The organism is Vibrio sp. T11.5, from assembly GCF_027587155.1.
Classification (GTDB): domain Bacteria; phylum Pseudomonadota; class Gammaproteobacteria; order Enterobacterales; family Vibrionaceae; genus Vibrio; species Vibrio neptunius.
Genome location: NZ_JAPPTP010000005.1, coordinates 153083 through 178717, shown reverse-complemented (window position 1 = coordinate 178717; position 25635 = coordinate 153083). Strand labels below are relative to the sequence as shown.

20 protein-coding genes are annotated in these 25635 nt (G+C 45.1%); 10 read left to right on the top strand and 10 right to left on the bottom strand.

The window, feature by feature from the left end; all coding sequences use genetic code 11:
• Positions 1 to 6 precede the first annotated feature (6 nt).
• Genes lolC through lolE form a run of 3 tightly spaced genes read left to right on the top strand, consistent with a single transcriptional unit; the run spans position 7 to position 3140 of the window.
• Complete coding sequence (lolC, locus tag OH455_RS07850; RefSeq protein ID WP_269980979.1) at positions 7 to 1215, top strand: lipoprotein-releasing ABC transporter permease subunit LolC; 1209 nt, start codon at positions 7 to 9, stop codon at positions 1213 to 1215.
• The gene (gene lolD, locus OH455_RS07845; protein ID WP_269980978.1) at positions 1208 to 1894 is read left to right on the top strand and encodes a lipoprotein-releasing ABC transporter ATP-binding protein LolD; all 687 of its coding nucleotides are present in this window, start codon (positions 1208 to 1210) and stop codon (positions 1892 to 1894) included. The genes lolC and lolD overlap by 8 nt, the downstream gene beginning before the upstream one ends.
• Before the next feature lies 1 nt (position 1895).
• On the top strand, positions 1896 to 3140 hold the full coding sequence (lolE, locus tag OH455_RS07840) for a lipoprotein-releasing ABC transporter permease subunit LolE (RefSeq protein WP_269980977.1): 1245 nt from the start codon (positions 1896 to 1898) through the stop codon (positions 3138 to 3140).
• A gap of 111 nt (positions 3141 to 3251) precedes the next feature.
• Here the strand turns inward: lolE and OH455_RS07835 are convergent, their stop codons facing one another.
• On the bottom strand, positions 3252 to 3782 hold the full coding sequence (locus tag OH455_RS07835; protein WP_045974557.1) for a DUF2062 domain-containing protein: 531 nt from the start codon (positions 3780 to 3782) through the stop codon (positions 3252 to 3254).
• Positions 3783 to 4099: 317 nt separating this feature from the next.
• Here OH455_RS07835 and OH455_RS07830 point away from each other — a divergent pair, with 317 nt between their 5' ends.
• From OH455_RS07830 to kdsB, 5 genes are read left to right on the top strand one after another with little or no spacing between them, the layout of a single operon-like run.
• Complete coding sequence (locus OH455_RS07830) at positions 4100 to 6028, top strand: DNA internalization-related competence protein ComEC/Rec2 (protein ID WP_269980976.1); 1929 nt, start codon at positions 4100 to 4102, stop codon at positions 6026 to 6028.
• 32 nt (positions 6029 to 6060) lie between these two features.
• Positions 6061 to 7809: a lipid A ABC transporter ATP-binding protein/permease MsbA gene (gene msbA / locus OH455_RS07825; RefSeq protein WP_206369462.1), complete on the top strand. Its 1749-nt coding sequence runs from the start codon at positions 6061 to 6063 to the stop codon at positions 7807 to 7809.
• A gap of 3 nt (positions 7810 to 7812) precedes the next feature.
• Positions 7813 to 8820: a tetraacyldisaccharide 4'-kinase gene (gene lpxK / locus OH455_RS07820; RefSeq protein ID WP_045974555.1), complete on the top strand. Its 1008-nt coding sequence runs from the start codon at positions 7813 to 7815 to the stop codon at positions 8818 to 8820.
• On the top strand, positions 8801 to 8980 hold the full coding sequence (locus tag OH455_RS07815) for a Trm112 family protein (protein ID WP_038229582.1): 180 nt from the start codon (positions 8801 to 8803) through the stop codon (positions 8978 to 8980). The genes lpxK and OH455_RS07815 overlap by 20 nt, the downstream gene beginning before the upstream one ends.
• Positions 8980 to 9732: a 3-deoxy-manno-octulosonate cytidylyltransferase gene (kdsB, locus tag OH455_RS07810; protein ID WP_045974554.1), complete on the top strand. Its 753-nt coding sequence runs from the start codon at positions 8980 to 8982 to the stop codon at positions 9730 to 9732. The genes OH455_RS07815 and kdsB overlap by 1 nt, the downstream gene beginning before the upstream one ends.
• Before the next feature lie 28 nt (positions 9733 to 9760).
• On the opposite strand, the gene OH455_RS07805 is transcribed toward kdsB, so the two are convergent.
• The 3 genes from OH455_RS07805 to OH455_RS07795 form a co-directional block, all read right to left on the bottom strand.
• Positions 9761 to 11299, bottom strand: a complete 1539-nt coding sequence (locus tag OH455_RS07805) for a SpoVR family protein (protein ID WP_045974553.1) — start codon at positions 11297 to 11299, stop codon at positions 9761 to 9763.
• A 10-nt stretch (positions 11300 to 11309) separates the two neighbouring features.
• A complete protein-coding gene (locus tag OH455_RS07800; RefSeq protein ID WP_045974552.1) occupies positions 11310 to 12581 on the bottom strand; it encodes a YeaH/YhbH family protein in 1272 nt (423 codons plus the stop codon).
• A gap of 135 nt (positions 12582 to 12716) precedes the next feature.
• Positions 12717 to 14651 (bottom strand): PrkA family serine protein kinase, encoded by a 1935-nt coding sequence (locus OH455_RS07795; RefSeq protein ID WP_045974551.1) that lies wholly within the window; start codon positions 14649 to 14651, stop codon positions 12717 to 12719.
• Between the two features lie 338 nt (positions 14652 to 14989).
• Between OH455_RS07795 and OH455_RS07790 the strand changes: the two genes are divergently transcribed.
• Entirely contained in the window at positions 14990 to 15757 is a 768-nt protein-coding gene (locus OH455_RS07790; RefSeq protein WP_269980975.1) for a MipA/OmpV family protein, read from the top strand.
• A gap of 65 nt (positions 15758 to 15822) precedes the next feature.
• On the opposite strand, the gene OH455_RS07785 is transcribed toward OH455_RS07790, so the two are convergent.
• From OH455_RS07785 to pflA, 3 genes are all read right to left on the bottom strand, one after another.
• Entirely contained in the window at positions 15823 to 16323 is a 501-nt protein-coding gene (locus tag OH455_RS07785; protein WP_045974549.1) for a YfbU family protein, read from the bottom strand.
• Between the two features lie 125 nt (positions 16324 to 16448).
• Positions 16449 to 17114 carry an energy-coupling factor ABC transporter permease gene (locus OH455_RS07780; protein ID WP_269980974.1) on the bottom strand — a complete coding sequence of 222 codons (666 nt, stop codon included), beginning with the start codon at positions 17112 to 17114 and terminating at the stop codon, positions 16449 to 16451.
• A gap of 69 nt (positions 17115 to 17183) precedes the next feature.
• Entirely contained in the window at positions 17184 to 17924 is a 741-nt protein-coding gene (gene pflA / locus OH455_RS07775) for a pyruvate formate lyase 1-activating protein (protein WP_269980973.1), read from the bottom strand.
• 226 nt (positions 17925 to 18150) lie between these two features.
• Between pflA and OH455_RS07770 the strand changes: the two genes are divergently transcribed.
• Positions 18151 to 20031 (top strand): methyl-accepting chemotaxis protein, encoded by a 1881-nt coding sequence (locus OH455_RS07770; protein WP_269980972.1) that lies wholly within the window; start codon positions 18151 to 18153, stop codon positions 20029 to 20031.
• Here OH455_RS07770 and OH455_RS07765 read toward each other — a convergent pair.
• The 3 genes from OH455_RS07765 to OH455_RS07755 all read right to left on the bottom strand — a co-directional run bounded on the left by OH455_RS07765 (position 20028) and on the right by OH455_RS07755 (position 25323).
• Positions 20028 to 21029, bottom strand: coding sequence for a lipid A deacylase LpxR family protein (locus OH455_RS07765; RefSeq protein ID WP_269980971.1), 1002 nt, complete (start codon positions 21027 to 21029; stop codon positions 20028 to 20030). The two genes, OH455_RS07770 and OH455_RS07765, sit on opposite strands and share 4 nt — an antisense overlap.
• 170 nt (positions 21030 to 21199) lie before the next feature.
• Positions 21200 to 23476, bottom strand: coding sequence for a formate C-acetyltransferase (pflB, locus tag OH455_RS07760; RefSeq protein WP_045974544.1), 2277 nt, complete (start codon positions 23474 to 23476; stop codon positions 21200 to 21202).
• 299 nt (positions 23477 to 23775) lie between these two features.
• Positions 23776 to 25323, bottom strand: a complete 1548-nt coding sequence (locus OH455_RS07755; RefSeq protein WP_269980970.1) for a DUF3360 family protein — start codon at positions 25321 to 25323, stop codon at positions 23776 to 23778.
• Positions 25324 to 25635 lie beyond the last annotated feature (312 nt).

Below are 25635 nucleotides of genomic sequence, written 5' to 3'. Positions count from 1 at the left end.
TTATATATGTACCATCCGATTTCCACTTTTATCGGTTTGCGCTACCTACGCGGTCGTTCCGGTGATAGGTTCAGCCGTTTTGTCTCTTATATGTCTACCGCAGGTATCACAATTGGTGTGATGTCTTTGGTTACTGTGCTATCTGTCATGAATGGCTTTGAAGCACAGCTAAAAGGTCGAATTCTTGGTGTTTTACCACAGGCCATTGTTTCAGAGGCGGATGGTAAAACACTTTATACCGATCAAGCGCCTGATTTCGCTGTGGCACTATCGACAGCCGCGTCCCCACAGCCCATCGTTCAAAGTGAAGCTGTGATTCAAAGCTCGGACAATCTGTCTGCTGGTTTGCTAATCGGTATCACGCCTAGTGACAAAGACCCGATCCAGTCGCATTTGATTGCAGGTCGATTATCTTCCTTACAGTCTGGTAAGTATCAGGTGTTCATTGGCCATACTTTGGCTAGAGCAATGGATGTCTCGCTCGGCGATAAGGTACGTTTAATGGTCACTAATGCAAGTCAATTTACGCCACTTGGTCGAATTCCGAGCCAGCGGATTTTTACGGTAGCTGGAATTTACAACACAGGCTCCGATGTTGATGGTCAACTTATGTTAACTCATATTGACGATGCAGCGCGTTTACTGCGTTTCAAGCAGGACACCATCACTGGTTGGCGTTTGTTTTTCGATGATCCGTTTGTGGTGGCGGAGCTGAGTAAGCAGCCATTATCTGAAGGTTGGCAATGGCAAGACTGGAGAGATCAACGAGGTGAATTGTTTCAAGCTGTTCGAATGGAAAAAAATATGATGGGCTTGATGTTAGGGTTAATTATTGGTGTTGCTGCCTTCAACATTATTTCCGCTTTGATTATGGTCGTGATGGAAAAACAGTCTGAAGTAGCGATTTTAAAAACTCAGGGAATGAAAGATAGACAAGTTCTGGCGATATTCATGGTTCAAGGGGCCAGTAGTGGTGTGATAGGCGCCCTATTTGGTGGTGTGTTAGGCGTGCTACTGGCGAGCAATATCAACGCACTACTTGAAAGTGCGGGCATTGCTTTGTTTGCTGTTGGCGGTGAACTACCGATTGTGATAAACCCTGCCCAAATCAGTATCGTGGTTGCTCTGGCTGTCTTACTCAGCCTACTAGCCACACTTTTCCCTGCTTATCGTGCATCTTCCGTAAAACCAGCTGAGGCTTTGAGATATGAGTAACCTGCTTCAATGTCATAATATATGTAAAACATACCGCGAGGGTTCTCTTGATACTCAAGTACTTAAAGGGGTGAGTTTCGAACTGAAAAAAGGAGAGTTGGTATCGATTATTGGTTCTTCAGGATCAGGAAAGAGCACTTTGCTCCACATTTTAGGAGCGTTAGATGATACCACTCAGGGTGAAGTAACTTTCCTTGGCCAACATCTCTCTCATCTGAGTTCGAATAAACAAGCTAAGCTTCGCAACCAACATTTGGGTTTTGTTTATCAGTTTCATCACCTTTTGGCAGACTTCAGTGCCTTAGAGAACGTTGCCATGCCGCTACTTATTGGCGGAACTAAAGTAGCTAAGGCGAAAGAAGCAGCAAAAGCGCTTCTGGATAAAGTTGGCTTGAGTCATCGTATTGATCATCGTCCGTCTGAGCTGTCTGGTGGTGAACGTCAACGTGTGGCTATTGCCCGCGCATTAGTGAACAACCCAGACTTAGTGCTAGCCGATGAGCCAACCGGCAATTTAGACCATAAGACTGCATTGGCCATCTACGACTTGATGCGCGAGCTCAATGAACAGTATGGAACCGCGTTTTTGGTGGTTACGCATGATGGAGAATTGGCGAGCAAAATGGATCGCCAACTGCATATGCAAGATGGTCTGTTGTTAAACGTTGAGGAGGCGTAATTTGTTCTCTTCACTCTCTCTATTTATTGGTGGCCGTTTTAGCCGTGCTAAGCAGCGCAATAAAATGGTGTCGTTCATCTCACTGTCTTCCACGATTGGTATTGCAGTCGGAGTGGCGGTGATCATCATTGGCCTGTCGGCAATGAATGGATTCGAACGTGAACTCAAAGATCGTGTTCTGTCAGTGGTTGCCCATGGTGAGTTTGAGGGCGTTCGTGGACCACTGGAGGATTGGCAGTCTGTCGTTGAGCAAGCTGAAAAGCACCCACAAGTGGAAGCGGCAGCCCCATATGTAAAGATGACAGCGTTAGCTGAGAAAGGTTCGCAGCTTAAAGCGTTGGAAATCCGGGGTATTGAGCCAAAGCAAGAGTCAACGGTCTCCAATATGAGCCAATACATTGATGCAGATGTGTGGAAGCAGTTTAAAGCTGGTAAACAGCAGGCCATCTTAGGTCAAGGGGTTGCAGAGGTATTAGGCGTGTCTCAAGGGGATTATATCACCCTGATGATCCCAACGGCGGGGTCGACGACGAAGGTTCAGGCACCTAAACGTGTTCGTGTTAGAGTTGCTGGCCTGTTGAAGCTCAATGGACAGATTGACCATAACCTTGCTTTGGTTCCTCTGAAAGATGCTCAGCAATACGCAAAGTTAGGCGAAGCTGTTACGGGTGTATCGTTGAGAGTCTCTGATGTTTTGAATGCGACACAAATTGTGCGAGAAGCTGGTAATACACTCAATGTGTATGTCTATTTACGCAGTTGGCAGCAAAATTATGGTTTCTTGTATCGAGATATACAGCTCGTCAGAACAATTATGTATTTGGTGATGGTGCTGGTGATTGGTGTTGCTAGCTTCAATATTGTGTCGACGTTGATGATGGCAGTGAAAGATCGTGCATCGGAAATTGCCATACTGAGGACGATGGGGGGAACCGATCGACTTATTCGACGGATTTTTGTCTGGCAAGGCGTTTTTTCAGGTGTATTGGGCAGTGTTGTGGGTAGTGTTGTGGGGGTTTTGATTGCTGCAAACCTTACTCAGCTCATCAAAGGACTAGAGAGCTTAATTGGTCATCAGTTTTTATCAGGGGATATTTACTTTGTTGATTTCCTTCCTTCGCAGATCAATCTTTCCGATGTTGCATTGGTCTCAGGAACGGCGATCATATTAAGCTTATTAGCTACTTGGTATCCTGCATCGCGAGCGAGTAAACTCAATCCTGCCACTGTACTCAGCGCGAAATAAAAGTATTTAAATATTCAATAAAAAAGGACCGTTTCGGTCCTTTTTCACTATGAGTCGACATGACAGTTACACAGCCTAGTCAGTCTTCCCGAAATCTTATTCACGCAACATTTACTTTTTAAGTAATCCGCCTAATCTAATTTTTCGTTGTTGCCAACTGCGGACAACAGAATATCTCCATAAAGCTTTGATTCCAAAATAGCCGGCAATTGCAGATACCAGGCCGCAAATCATGCAGCCAAGTAGAAAGGGAGGGCCTATAGTGCTCATTTGGTGAAGAATAAATTCCCATGACAACTCAAAATGAAAGGGTTGAGGAGGAATGTGCATAACCCAAGCCCCTACTTTATAAGCAAAATAGAACAGCACTGGCATAGTGATAGGATTACTTACCCAAACTAAAGCTACCGACAGAGGGAGATTAACGCCGCAAAGAATGGCTAAGCCAGCAGACATGATCATTTGGCTGGGTAACGGGACGAAAGCCATAAACAGGCCAACAGCAAATGCCCCAGACGCGGAACGGCGGTTGAGGCACCATAGATTGGGGTTGTATAGCACATTGCCAAAAACTTTGAGTGCTTTCTGACGCTTTATTACTTCATGGTCAGGCATAAAGCGTTTGATGAATTTTCTTGGCATAGGGAAATATGACTCTCTACTTAAATTACTGGACGCTTATCTCGTTCTCATTCCTTATATCAACCGCTCAGTTCTGGTGGTACATGCCATCATGGGAGTGGTTGTTTCCCTGTTTATTGGCCTTGATACTCAGTATAAGGTCAAAATCGCTAAGGTGGTGTATTGGTCCTGTGTTCGCATGCCTGATAATCGTCATACACAGTCACCTTTTACGCCATCAGCGGGCAATGCTTTTCCAAGCAGGTCAGGATATTACCATAAATGCTGAGGTTGACAGCTTTTTTAAGCAAATAAGTCACGGGTTTCAAGGTGAAGCCGTGGTGAGATCAATCAATGGTGAAGAATTGCCCACTTTTGCCCAGCCGCGAATATGGCTTGTCTCTCCTATTTTGCTTTCTCCCGGAGATCAGGTTGGGGCGAGAGTCAGGCTTAAGCCTATTGTGGGTGTGCTCAATGATGTGGGCTTTGATGTCGAAAAGTACGCACTTCAGCGGCGTGTAGTCGGTAGAGCTAACGTGGCAATCAAAACACCCTACCGGGTTCGTCATTCTGGTTCTATGCGCTACGAGTTGTACCAGAAAGTGTCTAAATCCGTGGAGTCTCTGCCGAGTAAAGGTTTGATTTTAGCACTGACATTTGGCGTACGAGATAGCCTATCACTCGAACTGAAAGAGCAGCTCAAAGCGAGTGGCCTGAGTCATCTTATCGCGATATCAGGTCTGCATATTGGCATTGTTTTTTTTCTTGGTTGGTGCCTAGGAAAACTATTCCTCAGGCTTTTCCCTAATGCATTTACCGTTCCGTTCGTTATCGCGATAATATGCGCTTGTTGCTACGCTTGGTTAGCGGGGTTTTCTGTCCCGACTCAGCGAGCATGGTGGACATGCTGTCTAGCCGCGTTGTTGACGATCTCTTTTAAACACCTCCCTGCAAGCTATAAATGGCTTCTTATCCTATCTTGGCTTTTACTGTTGGATCCGTTTACTGCCGCTTCTTCAGGTCTTTGGCTATCTATGTGGGCTGTTGCGATCATTTTGATGTTTTCATCATTGCAAAGTCGGTCATCGTCAGCTTGGGTACATGTCCTTAAACTGCAACTGGCTCTGGTTATAGGGATGACACCGATAGTCGCCATAGTATTTCAGGGCCTGAGTGTTGCCAGTTTTGTATACAACCTTATTTTTGTACCTTGGTTTAGCTTTGTCGTTGTGCCGTTAAGTTTATTGGCGTTGATGGCAGATACTATGTTGAATGTATCAGTACTTTGGCATTGGGTTGATATCACTATCGCCCCCGTTATTTATGTACTGCCTTTTTCTGGCACTAGTTGGCTTCCATTAAGCCACTCCCTAGTCATCTTTTCCGTCGCGGGGTTGTTGTTGCTGTTGTCCTCTACTGTGCTTAGTCGCTACGGGAAAGCCTTATTTGTATTGTGCGCGCTGGTGTACTTCGTTGATTGGAAAGATAAGCCCTTGTGGCAGGCCTTTGTTTTAGATGTAGGTCATGGCCTAGCCATTATCGTAAAGCAAGGTTCGCAAGCTTTCATCTATGATACTGGAATAGCCTGGCAGGGGGGGAGTATTGCTGCCCAGGTGATTACGCCTTTTCTTCGGTATCACGGTGTGAGTAAGCTAGACATGCTAGTGATATCTCATACCGATGGTGATCATGCAGGTGGCCTAGAGATGTTGTTGCGTGACTGGCAACCAGAACGTCTAATGGCTAGCCAAAAACTGACTCGAGCTCAAATGTGTTCAAAAGGAAATGCCCTCATGTGGGGCCAGTTAACATTAGAGTTTTTGTGGCCAGTTGAATCGGTACGCCGGGCTTACAACCCTCATTCGTGCGTAGTGAGAGTGTCGCATCCGGAATACAAGCAATCGATTTTGTTGCCTGGAGATATTGAGGCGATTGTTGAATGGCTTCTTGTAAGGGAGCCCAAAGCTCTTCGCAGTGACATTTTGATTGTTCCACATCACGGTAGTAAAACGTCATCCACGCCTAGGTTTATTGAAGTGGTGAGCCCTAAGGTTGCCATCGCTTCATCGGCATTAAATGGGAAGTGGCGATTGCCCGATCCCAATGTGATGACACGTTATACCGGTCGAGGCGTGCAATGGTTTGATACGGGAGAAGACGGTCAAGTTAGTATTAGTTTCTATGCAAACCATTGGAAAATTGATGCCATGAGAGAGTGGAAAGGGCTGGCTTGGTATAGGCAGATGCTACGGAAGGGAGTAGAATAGTGCGATTATTGTAAGAAAAAATAAGCAGTTCTATGTCTCTTAATCAAGATGAAACAACCTTGCAGACTTTCAAGCGTCTCTGGACCTATGTTCGTCTTTACAAAGCTGGTCTCGCTGTTGCCGTCGTTGCTCTCATTATTAATGCGGTTGCCGATACATACATGGTGTCGCTACTCAAACCTTTGCTTGATGAAGGCTTTGGGGATAGCGAATCTAATTTTCTTCGCGTTTTGCCTTTCATTGTGTTTGGCATGATGGTTGTTAGAGGGTTGAGTGGATTTGTTTCTTCCTATTGTTTGAGTTGGGTGTCAGGTAACGTTGTGATGCTGATGCGTCGACGTATTTTTAGCCAATTCATGCACATGCCAGTTTCCTATTTTGATAAAGAATCCACAGGTGGGTTGCTGTCTAGGATTACTTACGATTCGGAACAGGTAGCGGGTGCGACCAGTCGTGCATTGGTGAGTATTGTACGCGAAGGCGCAAGTATTATTGGTCTACTCGTTCTGATGTTCTGGCACAGTTGGCAGCTTTCATTAGTCCTTTTCATCGTAGCACCTTTAGTGGCTTGGGCAATTGGGGTTGTGTCGAAGCGTTTCCGCAAGATCTCTAAGAGTATGCAGGATACTATGGGGCATGTGACTGCCTCTGCCGAGCAAATGCTAAAAGGGCACAAAGTCGTACTAAGCTATGGCGGTCAGAACGTTGAACGTCAGCGTTTTGATGACGTGAGCAACCAGATGCGTCAGCAGTCGATGAAGTTAGTTGCTGCACAAGCTATTGCTAACCCAGTGATTCAGATCATCGCTTCTATCGCTTTAGTTGTGGTGCTGTTCTTGGCGAGTGTGGACTCAATCAAAGAACATTTAACACCCGGTACCTTTACTGTTGTGTTCTCTGCGATGTTTGGCCTATTACGTCCATTGAAAGCGCTGACTAACGTTACGTCTGAGTTTCAGCGTGGTATGGCGGCAAGTCAGACTTTGTTTGCGCTAATGGACCTAGAAACCGAGCAAGATAACGGTAAGTACGAAGCGAAGGCTGTTCGCGGTGACGTTGTCGTTAAAGACGTCACATTTACCTATCAAGATAAAGAATCACCAGCGCTGCGTAATGTCAGCTTTGATATACCTAGAGGGAAGACAGTTGCGCTTGTCGGTCGTTCGGGTTCGGGTAAAAGTACGATAGCCAATCTATTTACTCGATTCTACGACGTTGATTCAGGTAGCATCGAGCTTGATGGACACGATGTGCGTGACTACAAACTGACCAATCTTCGCAGTCATTTCGCTTTGGTGTCGCAAAATGTCCACCTATTTAACGATACCATTGCCAATAATATCGCCTATGCCGCTACGGATGAATACAGCCGAGAGCAGATTGAAAAAGCCGCTCGGTTGGCTTATGCGATGGACTTTATCGACAACATGGATCAAGGCCTAGATACTGTTATTGGCGAAAATGGCACCAGCTTATCTGGAGGTCAGCGCCAACGAATCGCTATCGCCCGCGCTTTACTGCGAGACGCGCCAGTTTTGATTCTGGATGAGGCAACGTCTGCACTCGATACCGAATCTGAAAAAGCGATTCAATCTGCTTTGGATGAATTACAGAAAAATAAAACGGTACTCGTTATTGCGCACAGGCTATCGACGATTGAAAGCGCCGATGAAATTTTGGTGGTTGATGAAGGTGAAATCGTTGAGCGTGGGGACCACAGCACTTTGATTGAGAAAAATGGTGCCTATGCACAGTTGCACCGAATACAGTTTGGTGCTTAAGCTGTGATTGAAAAAATCTGGTTTGAAAATCATCCTCTACGCTATGCTCTGTGGCCACTACTGTGGCCGCTTAGTTTGGCGTTTGGAATGATCAGTCGTTCAAGACGGCGAGCATTCATGTCTGGTAGCAAAGCCAGTTACCAAGCACCTGTCCCCGTTATTGTGGTCGGAAATATTACGGCGGGCGGTAATGGAAAGACTCCTGTCGTCATTTGGCTGGTGGAGCAACTACAATCCCTGGGGTACAAGCCAGGTGTGGTGTCTCGTGGATATGGTGCCAAAGCGCCGAGCTATCCACTCATTGTTGAAGAACACACGCCGACCAAGCATTGTGGTGATGAGCCCAAGTTGATTTTCAAACGTACACAAGCACCCGTTTCGGTGTCTCCGGTACGCAGTGATGCTGTCAAAGCCTTGTTACCTCTTGGCGTTGACATTGTTATTACCGATGACGGCCTACAGCACTATGCACTCCGAAGAGACATTGAAATCGTCGTGGTGGACGGTAACCGTCGCTTTGGTAGTGAAAAATTGATACCACTTGGGCCCTTACGTGAGGCGCCCAGTCGGTTGAACGAGGTCGATTTCATCATAACTAACGGTGGACGAGCTCACGAGAATGAAGCGGCTATGACTTTGACACCTAGCTTGGCAGTGAATCTAAAAACCAGAGACAAAACTCCAGTTAGTGAGCTTGAACAGCTGGTGGCGATGGCGGGTATTGGTCATCCACCAAGGTTTTTTAAGACATTGGAAAAACTTGGCGCGAGAACAGTCGTCACTCAAGGTTTTCCCGATCATAAAGACTTTGAACCGTCAGAGTTGCAAACCTTGGCTAGCCGTGGACAACATCTGATTATGACAGAAAAAGATGCAGTAAAATGTGCGAGTTATGCAGAAGAAAATTGGTGGTACTTACCAGTAACTGCTAGCTTTAGTCCCGAAGATGAGACGCGCATTTTAAGTAAGATTAAAGAGGTTAAAGAAAAATATGGACCACCGACTGCTTGAGATCGTCGCTTGCCCAGTATGTAAAGGTAAGCTTACCTTCGATAAAGATAAACAAGAGCTGATCTGTAAGTTGGATCGTCTCGCCTACCCGATTAAAGAGGGCATTCCGGTTCTCCTCGAGCCTGAAGCGCGCCACATGAGTATGGAAGAGGGACGATAATGGCCTTTACCGTCGTTATACCTGCACGCTATCAGTCGACACGTTTGCCGGGTAAGCCACTCGCCGACATCAGTGGTAAACCAATGATTCAATGGGTCTACGAACAATCATTGCAGGCAGGCGCAGAGAAAGTGATTGTCGCAACCGATGATGAGCGTGTTGTGAATGCCGTCAAGAAGTTCGGTGGCGAGGTTTGTATGACCTCTGCTGACCATGATTCTGGTACAGAACGCTTAGCGGAAGTTGTCGAACTCATGGGCATTCCTGAAGATCATGTGATCGTTAATGTGCAGGGCGATGAGCCACTGATCCCGCCTGCGATTATTACGCAGGTCGCAAATAATCTAGCGAATAGCCAAGCTCCTATGGCAACGCTAGCGGTTGAAATATCTCATGAAGACGAGGTGTTCAACCCGAACGCGGTTAAAGTGCTGACAGATAAAGACGGTTATGCGATGTACTTTAGTCGAGCGACTATCCCTTGGGATCGAGACCATTTTGCCAATGGCGGTAAAGTGATTGCCCAACCATTGATGCGCCACATCGGTATCTATGCTTATCGCGCTGGATTTGTGAATACTTATATAAACTGGGCGCCAACGGCCTTAGAGAAAATCGAAAGATTAGAGCAACTTCGAGTGCTGTGGTACGGTGAAAAAATTCATGTTGAGGTGGCGGAGCAGGTTCCACCTGCTGGCGTTGATACACTAGAAGACTTAGAAGCAGTGAGAAAGCTCGTTGCCAATCAATAAAAAAGGCCCGTTAGGGCCTTTTTTATTGCTATATCTTGCCATCGTAGTCGTTGCGTTTTGGACATGTACCGAGAATCTCGCGTCGCCCTGACTCTTTAACTTCTTCTAAAATGACGTCGAATCCCCATAGTCGGTAGAGATGCTTCAGCACTTCGTCGTAGCTATTATCGAGCGGAATACGATCATGTGGGACATATTGAAGAGTCAGTGAGCGGTCACCTCGCACATCAACATTAAACACTTGAATATTAGGTTCTAAACTACTGAGATTGTATTGACCAGCAAGCTTCTCTCTGATGCTCCGGTAACCGATATCATTGTGGATAGCCGTGACTTCGATATAGTTTTTCCTGTCGTCGTCAGTAATGGCAAAGAGTTTAAAGTCACGCATTAGCTTAGGAGAGAGGTACTGGCTGATGAAGCTTTCATCCTTAAAATTTTTCATCGCAAAATGAACGGCTTCCAACCAATCGGTGCCCGCTAGCTCTGGGAACCACTCTTTGTCTTCATCCGTCGGCTCTTCACAAATCCTACGAATATCACGGAACATTGCAAACCCAAGTGCATAAGGGTTGATGCCGCTGAAGTAAGGACTGTTGTAAGCAGGCTGCGCGACAACGCTCGTATGGCTGTGTAGAAACTCAAGAATGAAACGTTCGGTCACCAATCCTTCATCATACATATGGTTGAGGATGGTGTAGTGCCAAAATGTCGCCCAACCTTCGTTCATTACCTGAGTTTGTTTTTGAGGGTAGAAGTACTGACTGATTTTACGCACGATACGTACTATTTCTCGTTGCCATGACTCAAGCAGTGGCGCATGCTTTTCAATGAAATATAAAATATTTTCCTGAGGCTCAGAAGGGAAACGAACCTTTGCTTCTTCTTGTTCAACTTTACCTTTAGGGACGGTTCTCCATAGATCGTTCACTTGGGATTGGAGATAAGCTTCTCGTTCCTCCTGACGCATTTTCTCTTCTGCGATGGAGATCTTCTCCGGGCGTTTATATCGGTCTACGCCAAAGTTCATCAAAGCGTGGCAGGAATCCAGGAGCTCCTCCACCTCTTTGACGCCATATTTTTGCTCGCAATCTGCAATGTATTTTTTGGCAAACAATAGATAATCAATGATAGAGCTGGCGTCGGTCCAGGTTTGGAACAGATAATTGCCCTTAAAAAATGAGTTGTGACCATAACAGGCGTGTGCCATTACCAATGCCTGCATGGTGACCGTATTCTCTTCCATCAGGTATGCGATACAAGGGTCGGAATTAATAACGATCTCATAGGCTAAACCCATTTGACCGTGTTTGTAGCCTTGTTCGGTCTGAATAAACTTTTTGCCAAATGACCAGTGATTGTAATTGATTGGCATACCAATGCTTGAGTAGGCATCCATCATTTGTTCGGAAGTAATGACTTCGATCTGGTTTGGATAAGTATCTAAACGATAGAGCTCAGCCACTCGCTTGATTTCAATGTGATAACGTTCGAGAAGATCAAATGTCCAATCTGGGCCATCTGGCAGCGTCTTCTTCTTGGTTGCCTTTTTCGTTTTCGTTGCCATAGCAGCCTCCCTAAGCGGTTTCTTTTTTGAATAGCTCTCGGAATACTGGGAATATGTCTTCAACACTACGAATGTTTTTCATTGCGAAGTTGTCAAAGGCATCTTCCAGCTTCTCGTACTCATGCCATAGGGTCTGATGAGAGCGGCGAGTGATTTCGATGTAGGAGTAGTACTGACAATTGGGTAATAGGTTTTTGGTGAGTAACTCACGACAACGTGGAGAATCATCGGCCCAGTTATCGCCGTCGGACGCTTGCGCGGCATAAATATTCCATTCACCGACAGGATAGCGATCTTCAACGATTTCCTTCATTAGTTTTAGAGCGCTTGAAACGATAGTCCCGCCCGTTTCTTGTGAGTAGAAGAACTCATGTTCGTCTACTTCTTTTGCTTGAGTGTGATGGCGAATGAATACAACATCAACGTTCTCGTAAGTGCGAGTTAAGAATAAGTAGAGGAGTACGTAGAAACGCTTAGCGATATCTTTTGTTGCTTGATCCATCGACCCTGATACATCCATCAAACAAAACATGACAGCTTGACTGGATGGAATAGGGCGGCGTTCGTAGTTTTTAAATCTTAAGTCGAAGGTATCGATGAAGGGAACCGTGTCGATCTTTCTTCTAAGGTCCTTAATCTCCTTTTTGAGTCTTTTTTCTTCTAGTAGCTGAGCTGGCTCACTCATTTTTACTTGATCGAGCTCTTCTTCTAATTCTCTCAACATACGTTTTTTACCCGCGGTCATCGCTGTTCGACGTGCAAGAGATTGCTGTAGAGACTTTACAATGGCGATGTTAGCGGGCACACCTGCGGTTTGATAACCAGCGCGGTGAGTTTTCCACTCTGTAATTTTGTTGATTTGACTTTTTTCTAAATTCGGCAGCTCTAAGTCTTCGAACAGGATATCCAGATACTCATCTTTTGAAATCTGAAAAACAAATTCATCTTGGCCTTCGCCATCTGGGCTAGCGTCGCCTTCACCGGATCCGCCGCCTTGGCCTCCGCCTTTTGGACGTTCGATTTTATCACCAGTAATAAACTGATCGTTACCTGGGTGGACTCGCTCTTTCATCCCCCCTTTCCCTTGGTGAAAAATAGGCTCTTTGATGTCTTTATGAGGAATCGCGACATCCTCGCCCGTTTCTGTATTCGTGATTGAACGGCGATTGACTGCGTCTGCGACAGATTCTTTGATTTGTTCTTTGTGACGACGTAAGAAACGCTGACGGTTTACCGCGCTCTTATTCTTCCCGTTCAGTCGTCGGTCAATAAATTGCGCCATGAGTCACCCCTCTTGTGGTACATGCACTTATTAAGCGCATGCATCTTGTTCGCATCCAATCTCCTGCCAGAGATTCACTCTGGCAGGTAATTCATTGGCTTTCCTCTATCGTTCAGAGGAAGGTTGTCTTAGCTATTAAGATGATTTACGTACTCGTAAATACCATTCCGATAGCAGGCGGACTTGCTTCTCGGTATAGCCTTTCTCCATCATACGAGCGACAAAGTCGTCGTGTTTCTTCTGATCCTCAGAAGAGGTTTTCGCATTGAAGGAGATAACGGGTAATAGTTCTTCCGTATTTGAGAACATTTTCTTCTCAATCACAGTACGAAGCTTTTCATAACTAGTCCAAACTGGGTTTTGCCCGTTGTTATTAGCACGCGCACGAAGAACAAAGTTGACTATCTCATTACGAAAATCTTTAGGGTTACTGATGCCTGCTGTTTTTTCTATTTTCTCAAGTTCGTTGTTTAACGCTGAACGGTCAAATAGCTGGCCTGTCTCTGGGTCACGATATTCCTGATCTTGAATCCAGAAATCAGCGTACGTGACGTAGCGGTCAAAGATGTTTTGACCATATTCAGAGTAAGACTCAAGGTAAGCGGTTTGAATTTCTTTTCCGATGAACTCGACATAGCGCGGAACCAGATAACCCTTCAAAAATTCCAAATACTTCTCGGCGGTTTCCTGAGGGAACTGCTCACGTTCGATTTGTTGCTCAATAACGTAGAACAAGTGAACTGGGTTTGCTGCGACTTCGGTTTGATCGAAGTTGAAGACTCGAGACAAGATCTTAAACGCGAAACGGGTGGATAGACCCGACATACCTTCATCAACGCCAGCGAAATCTCGATACTCTTGGTAACTTTTCGCTTTAGGATCGGTATCTTTCAGAGTTTCACCGTCGTAAACGCGCATCTTGGAGAAGATAGATGAGTTTTCAGGTTCTTTAAGGCGCGATAGAATACTGAATTGAGACAGCAGCTCAAGCGTACTAGGAGAGCACGGTGCTTTTGCCAGTTCAGAGTGATCCAATAGTTTTTGGTAGATCTTCACTTCTTCTGCAACTCGCAAACAGTAAGGCACTTTGACGATGTAAACGCGATCGAGGAAGGCTTCATTGTTCTTGTTATTGCGGAAAGTTTGCCATTCTGACTCGTTTGAGTGAGCCAGTATCATACCATCGAAAGGCAAGGCTGAAAGGCCTTCGGTACCGTTGTAATTTCCTTCTTGAGTTGCGGTTAATAAAGGATGGAGCACTTTTATTGGTGCCTTAAACATCTCAACGAATTCCATCAAACCTTGGTTGGCACGGCACAGGGCACCGGAGTAGCTGTATGCATCTGGGTCGTCCTGAGAATAATGTTCAAGCTGACGAATATCGACTTTACCCACCAATGAGGAAATGTCTTGGTTGTTCTCATCTCCTGGTTCTGTTTTCGCAATGGCGACCTGATCCAAAATAGAAGGACGAACTTTCACGACTTTAAACTTAGTAATGTCGCCACCGAACTCATGGAGACGTTTGGCTGCCCATGGCGACATAATCGAACGTAAATAGCGCTTCTCGATGTCGTATTCTCGTTTGAGCAGTTCACCATCTTCACCGACGTCGAACAAGCAGAATGGATGGTCGTTTACTGGGCTTCGTTCACCGTTCGCAGAGAGCACGTAAATAGGCACTTGTTGCATAAGCGCCTTGAGCTTTTCAGCCAGCGAAGATTTACCGCCGCCCACAGGTCCAAGTAAATAAAGGATCTGTTTACGTTCTTCTAAACCTTGTGCTGCGTGTTTTAGGTAGGAAACGATTTGTTCAATCGCTTCTTCCATACCGTAGAAATCTTTGAAGGTTTCGTATCGGGAAATGACCCGATTTGAAAAAATTCGGCTTAAGCATGGATCTTGCGCAGTATCGATTAGCTCTGGTTCGCCGATAGCCATCAGCAAACGCTCTGCAGCATTAGCGTAAGCACTTTTATCATCTTTACATAGCGTCAAGAATTCCTGTAAAGATAATTCTTCATCCTTGGCAGCTTCGTAGCGCGCTTGGTAATGGTCGAAAATACTCATAATGAATTCCCCTCTGAACTTGTCTTTGTAGACAATCAACCCGCATAGAAAAAACAAATCCTTTCCTAGTTAAGACTAGTTGGTTTTTAGAATTCTGCTTAAAAAATATGTGTTTATTTGCAAATTGTGATGTTTGACCGATTGTCGGCTATTGGCTGAAATTGAGCGGCTCAAAGTGCAAATAAGTTGATATCTTCAGTATGAATGTGTTTTCTTACTGGTATAGTTAATGCTCATAAAAACAGGTGATTAATTGGTTAGAGAGATATTGTTTTAAGGTGTGTCATTCCATATAATATGTTCGGATGTCAATCCCTCCCATAACTTAGGTGCGAAAATTGAAAACCTCTTGGCTTAAACTTGTAATGACCACGGCTTTGCTCACCCCTCCGGTTGTTAATGCAAAGATTTCTCAATGGTCTTTGGGTGTCGCAGCTTCTTATTCCCCTGCTGTGTACAGAGATACGCCGTCTAATGAAACGGTGATCCCTTTAGTGGGTTATGAAGGTGAACACTTGTTTTTGCGTGGCTTTAATGCTGGCTATCGTTGGTTCCCCGCCGGTTCGCCACAAAACATCATCTTCCGCGTGGCTTATGACCCAAGAACGTTAAAACCGAGTGATTCTGATAACCGTGCTATCCAGCAAATGGACCAACGCAAAGCCACAGTTTTAGGCGGAGTCAGCTACCAGTTAATTACGTTAGCGGGCGTACTTGAGGCTACCGCTGGTACGGATCTAGCTGGCAGGCATAATGGTCTATACGCTGAAGCTGCTTGGCGGTTACCTTTTCGTCAAAAAGGGTGGGGAGTAACTCCTTCCATTGGATATGCGTACAACAGCGACAAAATCAATGACCATTTATACGGTGTCAGTGAGGCAGAAGCGGCACGAGCACAGATATATGACACGACTTTTAGGGCATTTGAAGCAGATTGGGATGGCCAGTATTTCATTGGTGTTTCTGCTTATGTGCATATTACGCCGAGTGTTCGATTTACGGGTGGAGTTCGCTATACCAACCTAGAAGGAGCGATTGAAAGCTCCCCACTTATTGAAAGTGGTGTGTCAACGTCCGCTAACATTGGTATCGCTTACGTATTTTGATGAAAGAGAGTAGGAGTAAAAAAGGGTTACTTTTGCGTAACCCTTTTTAGTGTTTTGCGTAATGGCTACGCATTGAAAATCTGTTTCAGTTCGGTGTTGCACAGATGGTATTGACGAGGGCAGGCACGCCAGGTGTTCAGCATACGTCGGTACTTCTCCAGCATTGGCATCTGGGCGTTAAAATGATGGTCAGCTTTGTCAAACTGTGGGTATAAACCTTCAGAGTCGACAAGGAATCGTACGTAATTAACATGCTGGGCTTCTGTGGCAATGTCGAATCCCAAGAACATCAGGCGGCGTTGATCGACGTCGGCTTGTTCCGTTTGAGATAGCATTTTGCACGACTCTTGCATTGCGTGGAACATTTCCATTATATCAATAATTTCTCGACACTCTGTTTCTTGTAAACAGCCAAACTCTTTATCTAGCTCTCGAATCTGAAGCCCGTAGCCGCGTTCAACGATCGTTTGTAAACGACGGTATTTTGCCGCATTTTCTGGGTCCATTTGAGACATCAAATAGTACTGGTTAGATAGGATCAAGCGCTGAGCGTTGGTCATTTCCATAGTGGCCTCACTAAAACAATCTAATACATCTTTAATGTGCTTAGGTTATCTTTTCATTACGCACTGAAACATGATCTCAACACATGTTTATCGTTAAAAATATAAAGAAATTTCAGTTTGAATAATCACTTCTTATGGTAGTGGTTATAGATGTAATCACGGTCGGAGAAAACGCGCAACCACTCCGGTTTGAACACCGCAAACATTGCCATCGTCATCCCGTTGAGCAAGCCTTCAGGGAAAGCCAGCAGAGGAATAAACACCATATAATTGTCGAATATGGTTAGCCAATCGTGGGTACCCTGAACAATATGGTAGATAGAGTTAATGGTGAGGTGAACACTGCCTGTAAAAGCCCCGTTGAAGAATCCGGCAATGAAGATGAATACAAAGATGTTCCTCGGTAAGTATTGATAACTCAGCAGAAAAACAGAGTAGCTGACTAATATAGGAATCAAGCAGGAGAAAAGAATGTATTCTGGCAATTGGCTGAAGGTTAACTGGCCAAAAGAGGCAAGCAATAACGAAACGACGATTGAAAGCGCGTAAGCACTTCGCCAGCCATACATTAACGTTGCGGACGTCAAGGCTAAAAAGTGGATGGATAAACCTTCTTTAACGCCTGCTTGTGCTGACCACAAAGCGAACAGAGCAAAGATAGCTGCAAATGTAAGGTGTTGAAAGCCTCGTTCTGCCATGAGTTTTGGAAGTAATACTCGCAATACGTCTTTCCATATAAAACTCATTGAGAGCAGTATAACGAGTAATGCGAAAAGTTCGGAAAGCAGCACAATAGCCTCTCAAAAAAATACCAACCTCGGTCCGGTTGGTATTTTTTCTGAAATGTTCGCCAGATGGTATCAATATTTTACATTTGAGTGATACCGCTCAAGGATCGAGACGATATTATCCATGGTTTCTTTCGACGGTGGATTGACGCCTTCCAGAGGATAATCCAGACCGAGCGCTTCCCATTTGTGGGCTCCCAACTTGTGATATGGTAACAGTTCAAGCTTTTCAATATTGTCCATATCTTTGATGAACTCGCCAAGCATATGCGCAGATTCATCATCATCAGTATATCCGGGTACTACGACGTAGCGAATCCAAGTCTTTTGTCCGATACGGTGCAAGTAGCGGGCAAAGTCTATGGTGCGTCGATTGGACACACCGATAAAGTCATGGTGAACCTCATCTTTCATGTGCTTTAGATCGAGCATCACCAGGTCTGTCGCCTCAAGCACTTCATCGATGACCTCAGTGTGTTTGCGAATGTAGCCATTTGTGTCGAGGCAAGTGTGGATACCTTCTGCTTTGGCAGAGCGAAAGAAATCGCGCACAAACTCGGGCTGTAGCATCGCTTCACCACCTGAACAAGTGACTCCACCGCCAGAAGCATTCATAAAGTGACGATAGCTTTTGGCTTCGTTAATGATTTCTTCAACGGTCACTTCCTTACCACCATGAGTGTCCCACGTATCGCGATTGTGACAATACATGCATCGCATTAAACATCCCTGCATAAAGACAATAAACCGAATTCCTGGGCCATCAACTGTTCCACAGGACTCGAAAGAATGGATACGACCGGTTGCTGACATGTGCACATCTCTAATTAGTGATTTGTTCGTTATTTTATTACAAAAAGTAGGGTTTAAATAGCATTTCAGGTTTTTATACTCAAGATTTTACTGACTAATAAAAAAAGCGCACATAGACTAAAATGTATGTTATAAAAATGTTGCCAAATAAGGTTTTTATAATAATTAATAAACAAACTGGCTAGGCAAGTTTTAGTTGCATCCGACTGATGTTTAAGGATTTCTTATGGATATGCTTGCGCTATCACAAAAACAGAAAGTCACACTGTTTTTAATTGTACTGACAATGGGATTTGTCATGCTCGCAGTGTTTACCTCTTCCAGACTCACTCAAATGAGTGAACAGTATCATTCCAGCGGTGATGTCTCTTCTGGTTCCATTTCAATTTATCAGACCCAAAGTAAAATTCTGACCTTGAGTAGCGAGTTGGACAACCTAGAGGGCGCTCAGGTTGCGAAGGCAAAACAAGATATCAGCGATATTGTAGAAGCGGTTACCAATGATGTTGCTTTTCTCAATGTTTTAAATCTAAAGAGTTATTCCACAGGATTGAAGCAAAGTATCGGAGACTTTCAAGCGGCAGTTAATCCTTGGTTAGAGCTCAAGCAAGAACTCGGTTTTAACATCGACGAGGGTAAGTTGGGGGAGTTAAAAAAGCTCGCTAATATTATCGAACAGAAAATTGCTGAAACTGGGATGGTGACGCTCAACTCTGATTTTCAGGCCATGGTTAAATCACAGCAGAATTATTTACTCCAACCGAACGAAGAAAATCTGAAACTGTTCAATCGTGCCATGGGGGCTTTTGAAAGTATGTCCAACGTTTATGCCATGTTGGATTTATATGAAAAAGAGATAGAGCAATACAAAGCGACATTCGTTCGAGTGAGTGAGCTTTCTAAGGAATTGGGTAGTGTTGAACAGCAGCTAATTTCAACCAAAATGCAGTTGACCCAACTGATTGCGGCAGTAACAAGCGAGCTGAGTGGAATCAGTTCTCAGTATCAGCTTTCTGCTGAGAAGTCCTCAGAGCAAACATTATGGTCCATCTTAGTCGCCTGTATTGTTCTGGCTGTGTTGACCATTGCCATTTTCATTATGCAGAGTACCTCCCTGTCGCGCTCTCTGAACAAGACTCGTGAGATTTTACACAATGTATCGGCTGGTGACTTGTCGAAACGTATGACATTGACGGCAAACCGCAATGACGAATTCAACCAATTGGCGCTCAGCATTAATGATAGTTGTGAAAATTTGGGTGAACTGGTCTCAGGTGTACAATCCAGCGGTCAGGCTTTGTCTGGAAATGCTGTCGAACTTAATCAAGGTCTCGACAGGTTGGCTCATCATCAGTCTGAAGTGTTGGGGCAGACTCAGGTATTAGCTTCAGCGACAGAAGAAGTGAGTGTGACGACACAAGAGGTGTCCAATTCACTGGAATTTGTATCAGAAATCAGCCGCTCCTCTACGGAATCGGCAGAGAAAGGGGCGCAAATTATTGGAGCTGCGATTGGTTCGCTTGAAGAGGTGAGTACCATACTCACATCTGCGGCGGGGCATATTCAGCAGTTGGAAGAAGCATCTTCGAAAGTTGACTCGGTGATGGATATTATTAATGGTATCGCCGAGCAAACCAACCTTTTGGCTTTGAATGCGGCGATTGAAGCGGCACGAGCAGGTGAGCAGGGGCGTGGATTTGCTGTCGTGGCAGATGAAGTCCGTAGTTTGGCGGTGAGAACCGTGGATGCAGTAGCAGAGATTTCTGAAACCATAGACACAATGAAGAAAGAAAGTTCTGAAGTTATCCAGTACATTGGTCAATCTGAAACATCGATGCGAACCGGGCAGGAAAAAGGTCATGAGGCGATGCAGGCGCTACGTACTATTACAGAAAAAGCCGATGAAGCTTCTCATCAGACTGATGTCATCTTTGCTTCCATCAAAGAGTTGGCAACGACCAGCCAATCAATGGCTGACAGCATGACTCAGATTTCGAGTGCCATGAAAGAACTAGAAGAAAACAATGAACAACTGCGTTCCATCAGTGAGGTAGTAGAACAAAGGGCTGGCAGCCTGAACAATGACTGCCAGAGGTTTACTATTTAGAAGAATGCATACAATGCGAGGCCACCCGTACCGTACATTGAATCTTTTGCTTCTTTGTAGTCAGGAGTTTTTGCTGTCGCCGTAATGGTCGCGCCAAAATGTTGGTTATACCAAGCAAAGCCAGCCACTGCGCTGGCTTGCTTTTCTTCTAGCGTCACATCATAGATACTCGGGTTTTCACCGTTGCGTTGAGCATAATCAACGACACCTGGCCGGTCCCCTTCAATGGTAATATCGTTAAATCGATAGCGAGCTTCAATACCCCCAAAGATAAACCAACCAGCTTGTGACGCCCCCAGCATACCTGCGCGGAATGGGTTTTCATTATCAATGTTTGCTGCTCCCATATTTCCTGCCAAGTCCTTGCCCCAACGGAGCATAAAGCCCGTTGAAACATCACTGCGGAAATTGCCGGCATTCACTTCAGAAACGTTTGAGATTTCCCAATCGGTATTAGCAATGGCTCGATCGCGCCAAAGATTGAAGTGACTAAGGTAGCCAAGGCTGCCGACAAATTCATCATCTACCTGATAGGCCCAACCGCGAGGTTCGTCGGAACCGGTAATACCGTGGACGATATCTTGTGCTTGATCGGCAAGTGAACTCTCACCTGTTGTACCCAATGTCAGATTGAAACGCTGTGCCTGCTGAGGATGAAGACTGATGTAGTTAAACTCAGCGTGCAGGTATCCTGCATAAGGCCTATCGTTGATTATTGGTTTGGTGGCCTCAATATCGGACGGTGTATACATTTTGTGGCCAAGTGTGAATTCGTATTTGTCTAGAGAAGCGCCCCCCCAGAATGATAAGCTCATTGGGTTGGTTAACCAGTTGGGAGTAATAGCGCCAGAGGTATAGGTGAGAAACAGTCCGTTGGTATAATCCTGATCGACACCAAATACGCCATCATTGTCAATTGAGAACGAGACAGTCGAACGCTCGGAAGCAACAGCAGTTGAGGCCAACAATATCAAGGGAAGAGTGCGTAATAGGTTCATTTAAATACATCATTTCTGAATGGAGTCTAGATATTACTCCATATCTTATTCATCAGAGAGCAAAGAAACAAAATTGAAATATAAATGTGGCTTGAGTCTAACTTTTGTTTTGCTTGGCAATAAAAAAGCCCCGCTCAATGAAGCGGGGCTTTCAAGTCAATCAAGCAATCTTATAGTGATTCGGTGAAAGTACGTGCGATAACGTCTTGCTGCTGTTCTGCCGTTAGAGAGTTAAAACGTACAGCGTAACCAGAAACACGAATAGTGAGCTGCGGGTATTTCTCTGGGTGCTTAACAGCGTCTTCTAGAGTATCGCGGTTAAGTACGTTGACGTTTAGATGCTGACCACCTTCGATACCTGCTTCGTGGTGGAAGTAACCATCCATCAGACCAGCAAGGTTAGCACGCTGTGAAGTCTCTTCTTTACCCAGTGCGTTTGGCACGATAGAGAAGGTATAAGAAATACCATCTTTCGCGTGAGCAAACGGCAATTTACCGACAGAGGTTAGAGACGCAACTGCCCCTTTTTCATCACGACCGTGCATTGGGTTTGCACCTGGAGCAAACGGAGCACCCGCGCGACGACCGTCTGGTGTATTACCTGTTTTCTTACCGTATACAACGTTAGATGTAATCGTAAGGATAGACTGAGTAGGAACAGCATCGCGGTAAGTGTTAAGCTTACGGATCTTGTTCATGAACACTTCTACTAGCTCACAAGCAATGTCATCTACACGAGCATCGTTGTTACCAAATTTAGGGTAATCGCCCTCGATTTCGAAGTCGATTGCAACACCATCTTCATCACGGATCGGTTTCACTTTCGCATGTTTAATTGCAGATAGTGAGTCAGCCGCAATAGATAGACCTGCAATACCACAAGCCATGGTGCGGTAAACGTCACGATCATGCAGAGCCATAAGCGCAGACTCGTAAGAGTACTTGTCGTGCATGAAGTGGATGCTGTTTAGGGCAGCAACATACTGCTTCGCTAGCCAATCCATGAAGTGGTCTAGGTTGTTCCACACTTCGTCGAAGTCTAGTACTTCTGAAGTGATCTTAGGCATTTCTGGACCAACTTGCATCTTCAGCTTCTCATCAACACCACCGTTGATTGCATAAAGCATAGTTTTCGCAAGGTTAGCACGAGCACCGAAGAACTGCATTTGCTTACCAACAACCATTGGAGATACACAACAAGCGATTGCGTAGTCGTCTGACTCCATGTCTGGGCGCATAAGATCGTCATTTTCGTACTGGATTGAAGAAGTATCGATAGAGACTTTCGCACAGAACTTCTTGAAGCCTTCTGGTAGCTGCTCAGACCATAGAACAGTGATGTTCGGCTCTGGAGAAGGACCCATAGTGTATAGAGAGTTTAGGAAACGGAAGTTAGTACGAGTCACTAGCGTACGACCGTCAAGACCCATACCACCCATAGATTCTGTTGCCCAAATTGGATCGCCAGAGAATAGGTCATCGTACTCAGGAGTACGTAGGAAACGAACCATACGCAGTTTCATTACGAAGTGGTCGATCATTTCCTGAGCTTGTTCTTCAGTGATCTTACCTGCAGCGATATCACGCTCGATGAAGATATCTAGGAACGTAGAAGTACGACCTAGAGACATAGCCGCGCCGTTTTGAGACTTAACAGCAGCTAGGTAACCGAAGTAAGTCCACTGGATAGCTTCTTGAGCAGTTTCAGCAGGACGAGAGATGTCACAACCGTATTTTTCAGCCATCACTTTCATTTGGCCAAGTGCACGGTGCTGCTCAGCGATTTCTTCACGAAGCTGCATAGTCATTTGAAGATCTTCGCCATTCTCAAATTTCTCTTGTAGAGAAGCGAATTGAGCTAGCTTGTCTTTAATTAGGAAGTCGATACCGTATAGAGCTACACGGCGGTAGTCACCAATGATACGACCACGACCGTACGCATCTGGAAGACCAGTCAGAACACCAGATTTACGACATTTTAGGATGTCTGGAGTGTAGATATCGAAAACACCCGCGTTGTGTGTTTTACGGTAATCTGTGTAGATTTCTTTGATCTTAGGATCAAGTTCACGACCGTAAACCTTGCAAGAACCTTCCACCATACGAATACCACCGTTAGGGATGATAGCGCGTTTTAGCGGGGCGTCAGTTTGAAGACCAACGATCGTTTCTAGATCTTTGTTGATGTAGCCTGCATCGTGAGCAGTGATGGTAGAGATAACTGAAGTATCAAAATCAACAGGTGCGTGAGTCGCGTTTTCCTGTTTAATACCTTCCATTACCTTTTCCCAAAGCTTATTCGTTGCTTCAGTACCTTCAGAAACAAGGAAAGATTCGTCGCCTTCATAAGGTGCATAGTTCTTTTGAATGAAATCACGAACGTTTACTTCGTTTTGCCAGTCACCCTCAGCAAAACCTTCCCAAGCTTTAGCAAATTGCTCTGCCATGACATACCTACCTTTTTAGTAGAAAAAACACGTACCTTTCTAACTATTGAGCTCGTTAGTTTTCCTTTTCAGGAGCGGTACACTCTTAATGAATAACAATATGTATAGTCTCTAAAATCGATTTCTGAGCGTGTTTTAAACTATAAATATTGCCACTAAGTTTTTGATGATTTCTTATTAACTTGGTTTCAAGGTTAAACTAAAAAAAAGTTGCAAACCTTAAACTAAATCAATAAATCCTCAATAAAGTTGATAAAAAGAGGGTGACATAGCTTGCCACCCACAAATTATTTTAATTTCTACAGCCAGGCTTTAATGCCGTATTGACCTTCAAGCATACCGACCGCCAACATAGCAATCAGACAAATAACCAATACGCCAACTGGAATGATGATTTTATCGACGAAAGACAAGCGAGATGCGCGTTCTTTATCACCAATCAAGCCATTATTATCCAGCAGCATGGTTAAGGCCCAAGCAAGTACGGGGTTAACGACAGCGGAACCAAAGATACAAATGCCAGCTGCTTGGGAATCTTTCGAGTCTTTCACCATCTGCATGCCGGCTTCAAGTAGAGGTAACGATACACCAACTAATAATGCGACACGCATGACAGGTGGCCACACTGCGATGTCCATAGGGAAACCAAGGATAGCGATGATCATCACTAATAGACCAAGAAGGATTGCACCGCCTGGGATAGGGCGCTTCGCAATTGCTGCCGGGATCATGTAAGTGCCCCATGATGAGGTAATATTACCGCCACCCACGGCAGTACCCACCATCTGACGAACAGAACACATGGTCATGGTGTCGTCCACGTCCATCAGTACTTTTTCCGTCTTCTTAGGATAGTTTAGTTCTTGGAAGATACGATGACCTAAGAAATCAGGTGACCACATGGCGACAGCGAGAATGGCGAAAGGTAGTGATGCAATAAAGTGCTCCATGTTTGGTAGCCCAAGCATCCAGCCTTCTTCAGTACTACCCCACCAGTAAACCGGGTTCAGGTTCGGTAAGCCTGTTTCTGTAACGAATTTAATGTCGAAGCCAGCCCCAAGCAGGAGTGCAATCGCTAAGCCTGTAAATGCACAAACGGGAATAGCAAGCCAACGTTTATTAACTTTTGCCAAGAACGCATAAAGCGCAATGGTGACGGCCAAGACAATCAGGCCTACATAACCCATGCTGCCCGCAGCAATTGTGTCTGATTGAAGACCTACAGCCCAAGCTTGGATCGAATTTATCTGACTCATCGTACCGGTGAGGCCTAAGAATATCAGCAATCCACCTGCAGTACCTTGTGATGTGAGGTTAACTAACTTGGAGCCACCTTTCAGGAAGCTGAGCAGTAGACCGAAAACACCGATCAGGATAGCCAAGGCAAGAGGGTGTGCGCCAGCTAATGCGATGGTGCCGATAAGAGGGATCATTGGCCCGTGGTTACCTGCGAGGTTTGCTTTCGGGTTGATAAAACCAGATGCCAATACACAGAATAGAAGGGCTGGGATGAGCATTTCTACTCGTGCTACCTCAATGGCGAAGTCTTTGCCTAGGTTGATGTGATCCCAAGCTGCGGTCAGGCCCTCAGCCCAAGACAGCATTACCGCGGAGTACATTGCGATAATGCCGATAGTCCCAGCTAGTGCGGGTACTAAGTCTTCGAGCTCGAAACGGAAGTCACGACCGGGTAAGTTTAAACCGAAGCGACGAGGCTTCATGATCTGAAGTTCATGATCTAGATAATCTGAACGGCTCTCAAATTCGGAAGCTGGACGGTGCAGCTCACGATAGCTCTTGTTTTCGATATCCGAATCAGAGTGCGACTTATTGACTGCGTCTGACATAGATTCCTCATAATTCTAAAAGTTAATGATTCTTCGAAGAGTCGCCGTTAGTTATTGTGGTTTGGCGATCTTATAAAAACCTGACTCAGCGTCCTGCATTTTGGTCCTTGAGCTATCGTCTGTAGAGCGTCTTTCACGTGCTTAAGCATAGACGATAGAAAAGACAAAAATTTGCTTATTGAGGCTTTTATCTTTGACGCGAGTGTAACTCGCCCCCCTAAAGGAGTGATTGATTTAGATCACTTTATGAAAGAATGTGAAAGAAAACTACACAGCTAAGGCCGTATAAGCGAGTCGTTGAAATATAAAGTG

Excerpts from the sequence above, each read along its gene's own strand:
- lolC (WP_269980979.1), top strand. The coding sequence starts at position 7 with ATGTACCATCCGATTTCCACTTTTATCGGTTTGCGCTACCTACGCGGT.
- lolD (WP_269980978.1), top strand. The coding sequence starts at position 1,208 with ATGAGTAACCTGCTTCAATGTCATAATATATGTAAAACATACCGCGAG.
- OH455_RS07835 (WP_045974557.1), bottom strand. The coding sequence starts at position 3,782 with ATGCCAAGAAAATTCATCAAACGCTTTATGCCTGACCATGAAGTAATA.
- msbA (WP_206369462.1), top strand. The coding sequence starts at position 6,061 with ATGTCTCTTAATCAAGATGAAACAACCTTGCAGACTTTCAAGCGTCTC.
- OH455_RS07815 (WP_038229582.1), top strand. The coding sequence starts at position 8,801 with ATGGACCACCGACTGCTTGAGATCGTCGCTTGCCCAGTATGTAAAGGT.
- kdsB (WP_045974554.1), top strand. The coding sequence starts at position 8,980 with ATGGCCTTTACCGTCGTTATACCTGCACGCTATCAGTCGACACGTTTG.
- OH455_RS07805 (WP_045974553.1), bottom strand. The coding sequence starts at position 11,299 with ATGGCAACGAAAACGAAAAAGGCAACCAAGAAGAAGACGCTGCCAGAT.
- OH455_RS07800 (WP_045974552.1), bottom strand. The coding sequence starts at position 12,581 with ATGGCGCAATTTATTGACCGACGACTGAACGGGAAGAATAAGAGCGCG.
- OH455_RS07795 (WP_045974551.1), bottom strand. The coding sequence starts at position 14,651 with ATGAGTATTTTCGACCATTACCAAGCGCGCTACGAAGCTGCCAAGGAT.
- OH455_RS07785 (WP_045974549.1), bottom strand. The coding sequence starts at position 16,323 with ATGGAAATGACCAACGCTCAGCGCTTGATCCTATCTAACCAGTACTAT.
- pflA (WP_269980973.1), bottom strand. The coding sequence starts at position 17,924 with ATGTCAGCAACCGGTCGTATCCATTCTTTCGAGTCCTGTGGAACAGTT.
- OH455_RS07770 (WP_269980972.1), top strand. The coding sequence starts at position 18,151 with ATGGATATGCTTGCGCTATCACAAAAACAGAAAGTCACACTGTTTTTA.
- OH455_RS07765 (WP_269980971.1), bottom strand. The coding sequence starts at position 21,029 with ATGAACCTATTACGCACTCTTCCCTTGATATTGTTGGCCTCAACTGCT.
- pflB (WP_045974544.1), bottom strand. The coding sequence starts at position 23,476 with ATGGCAGAGCAATTTGCTAAAGCTTGGGAAGGTTTTGCTGAGGGTGAC.
- OH455_RS07755 (WP_269980970.1), bottom strand. The coding sequence starts at position 25,323 with ATGTCAGACGCAGTCAATAAGTCGCACTCTGATTCGGATATCGAAAAC.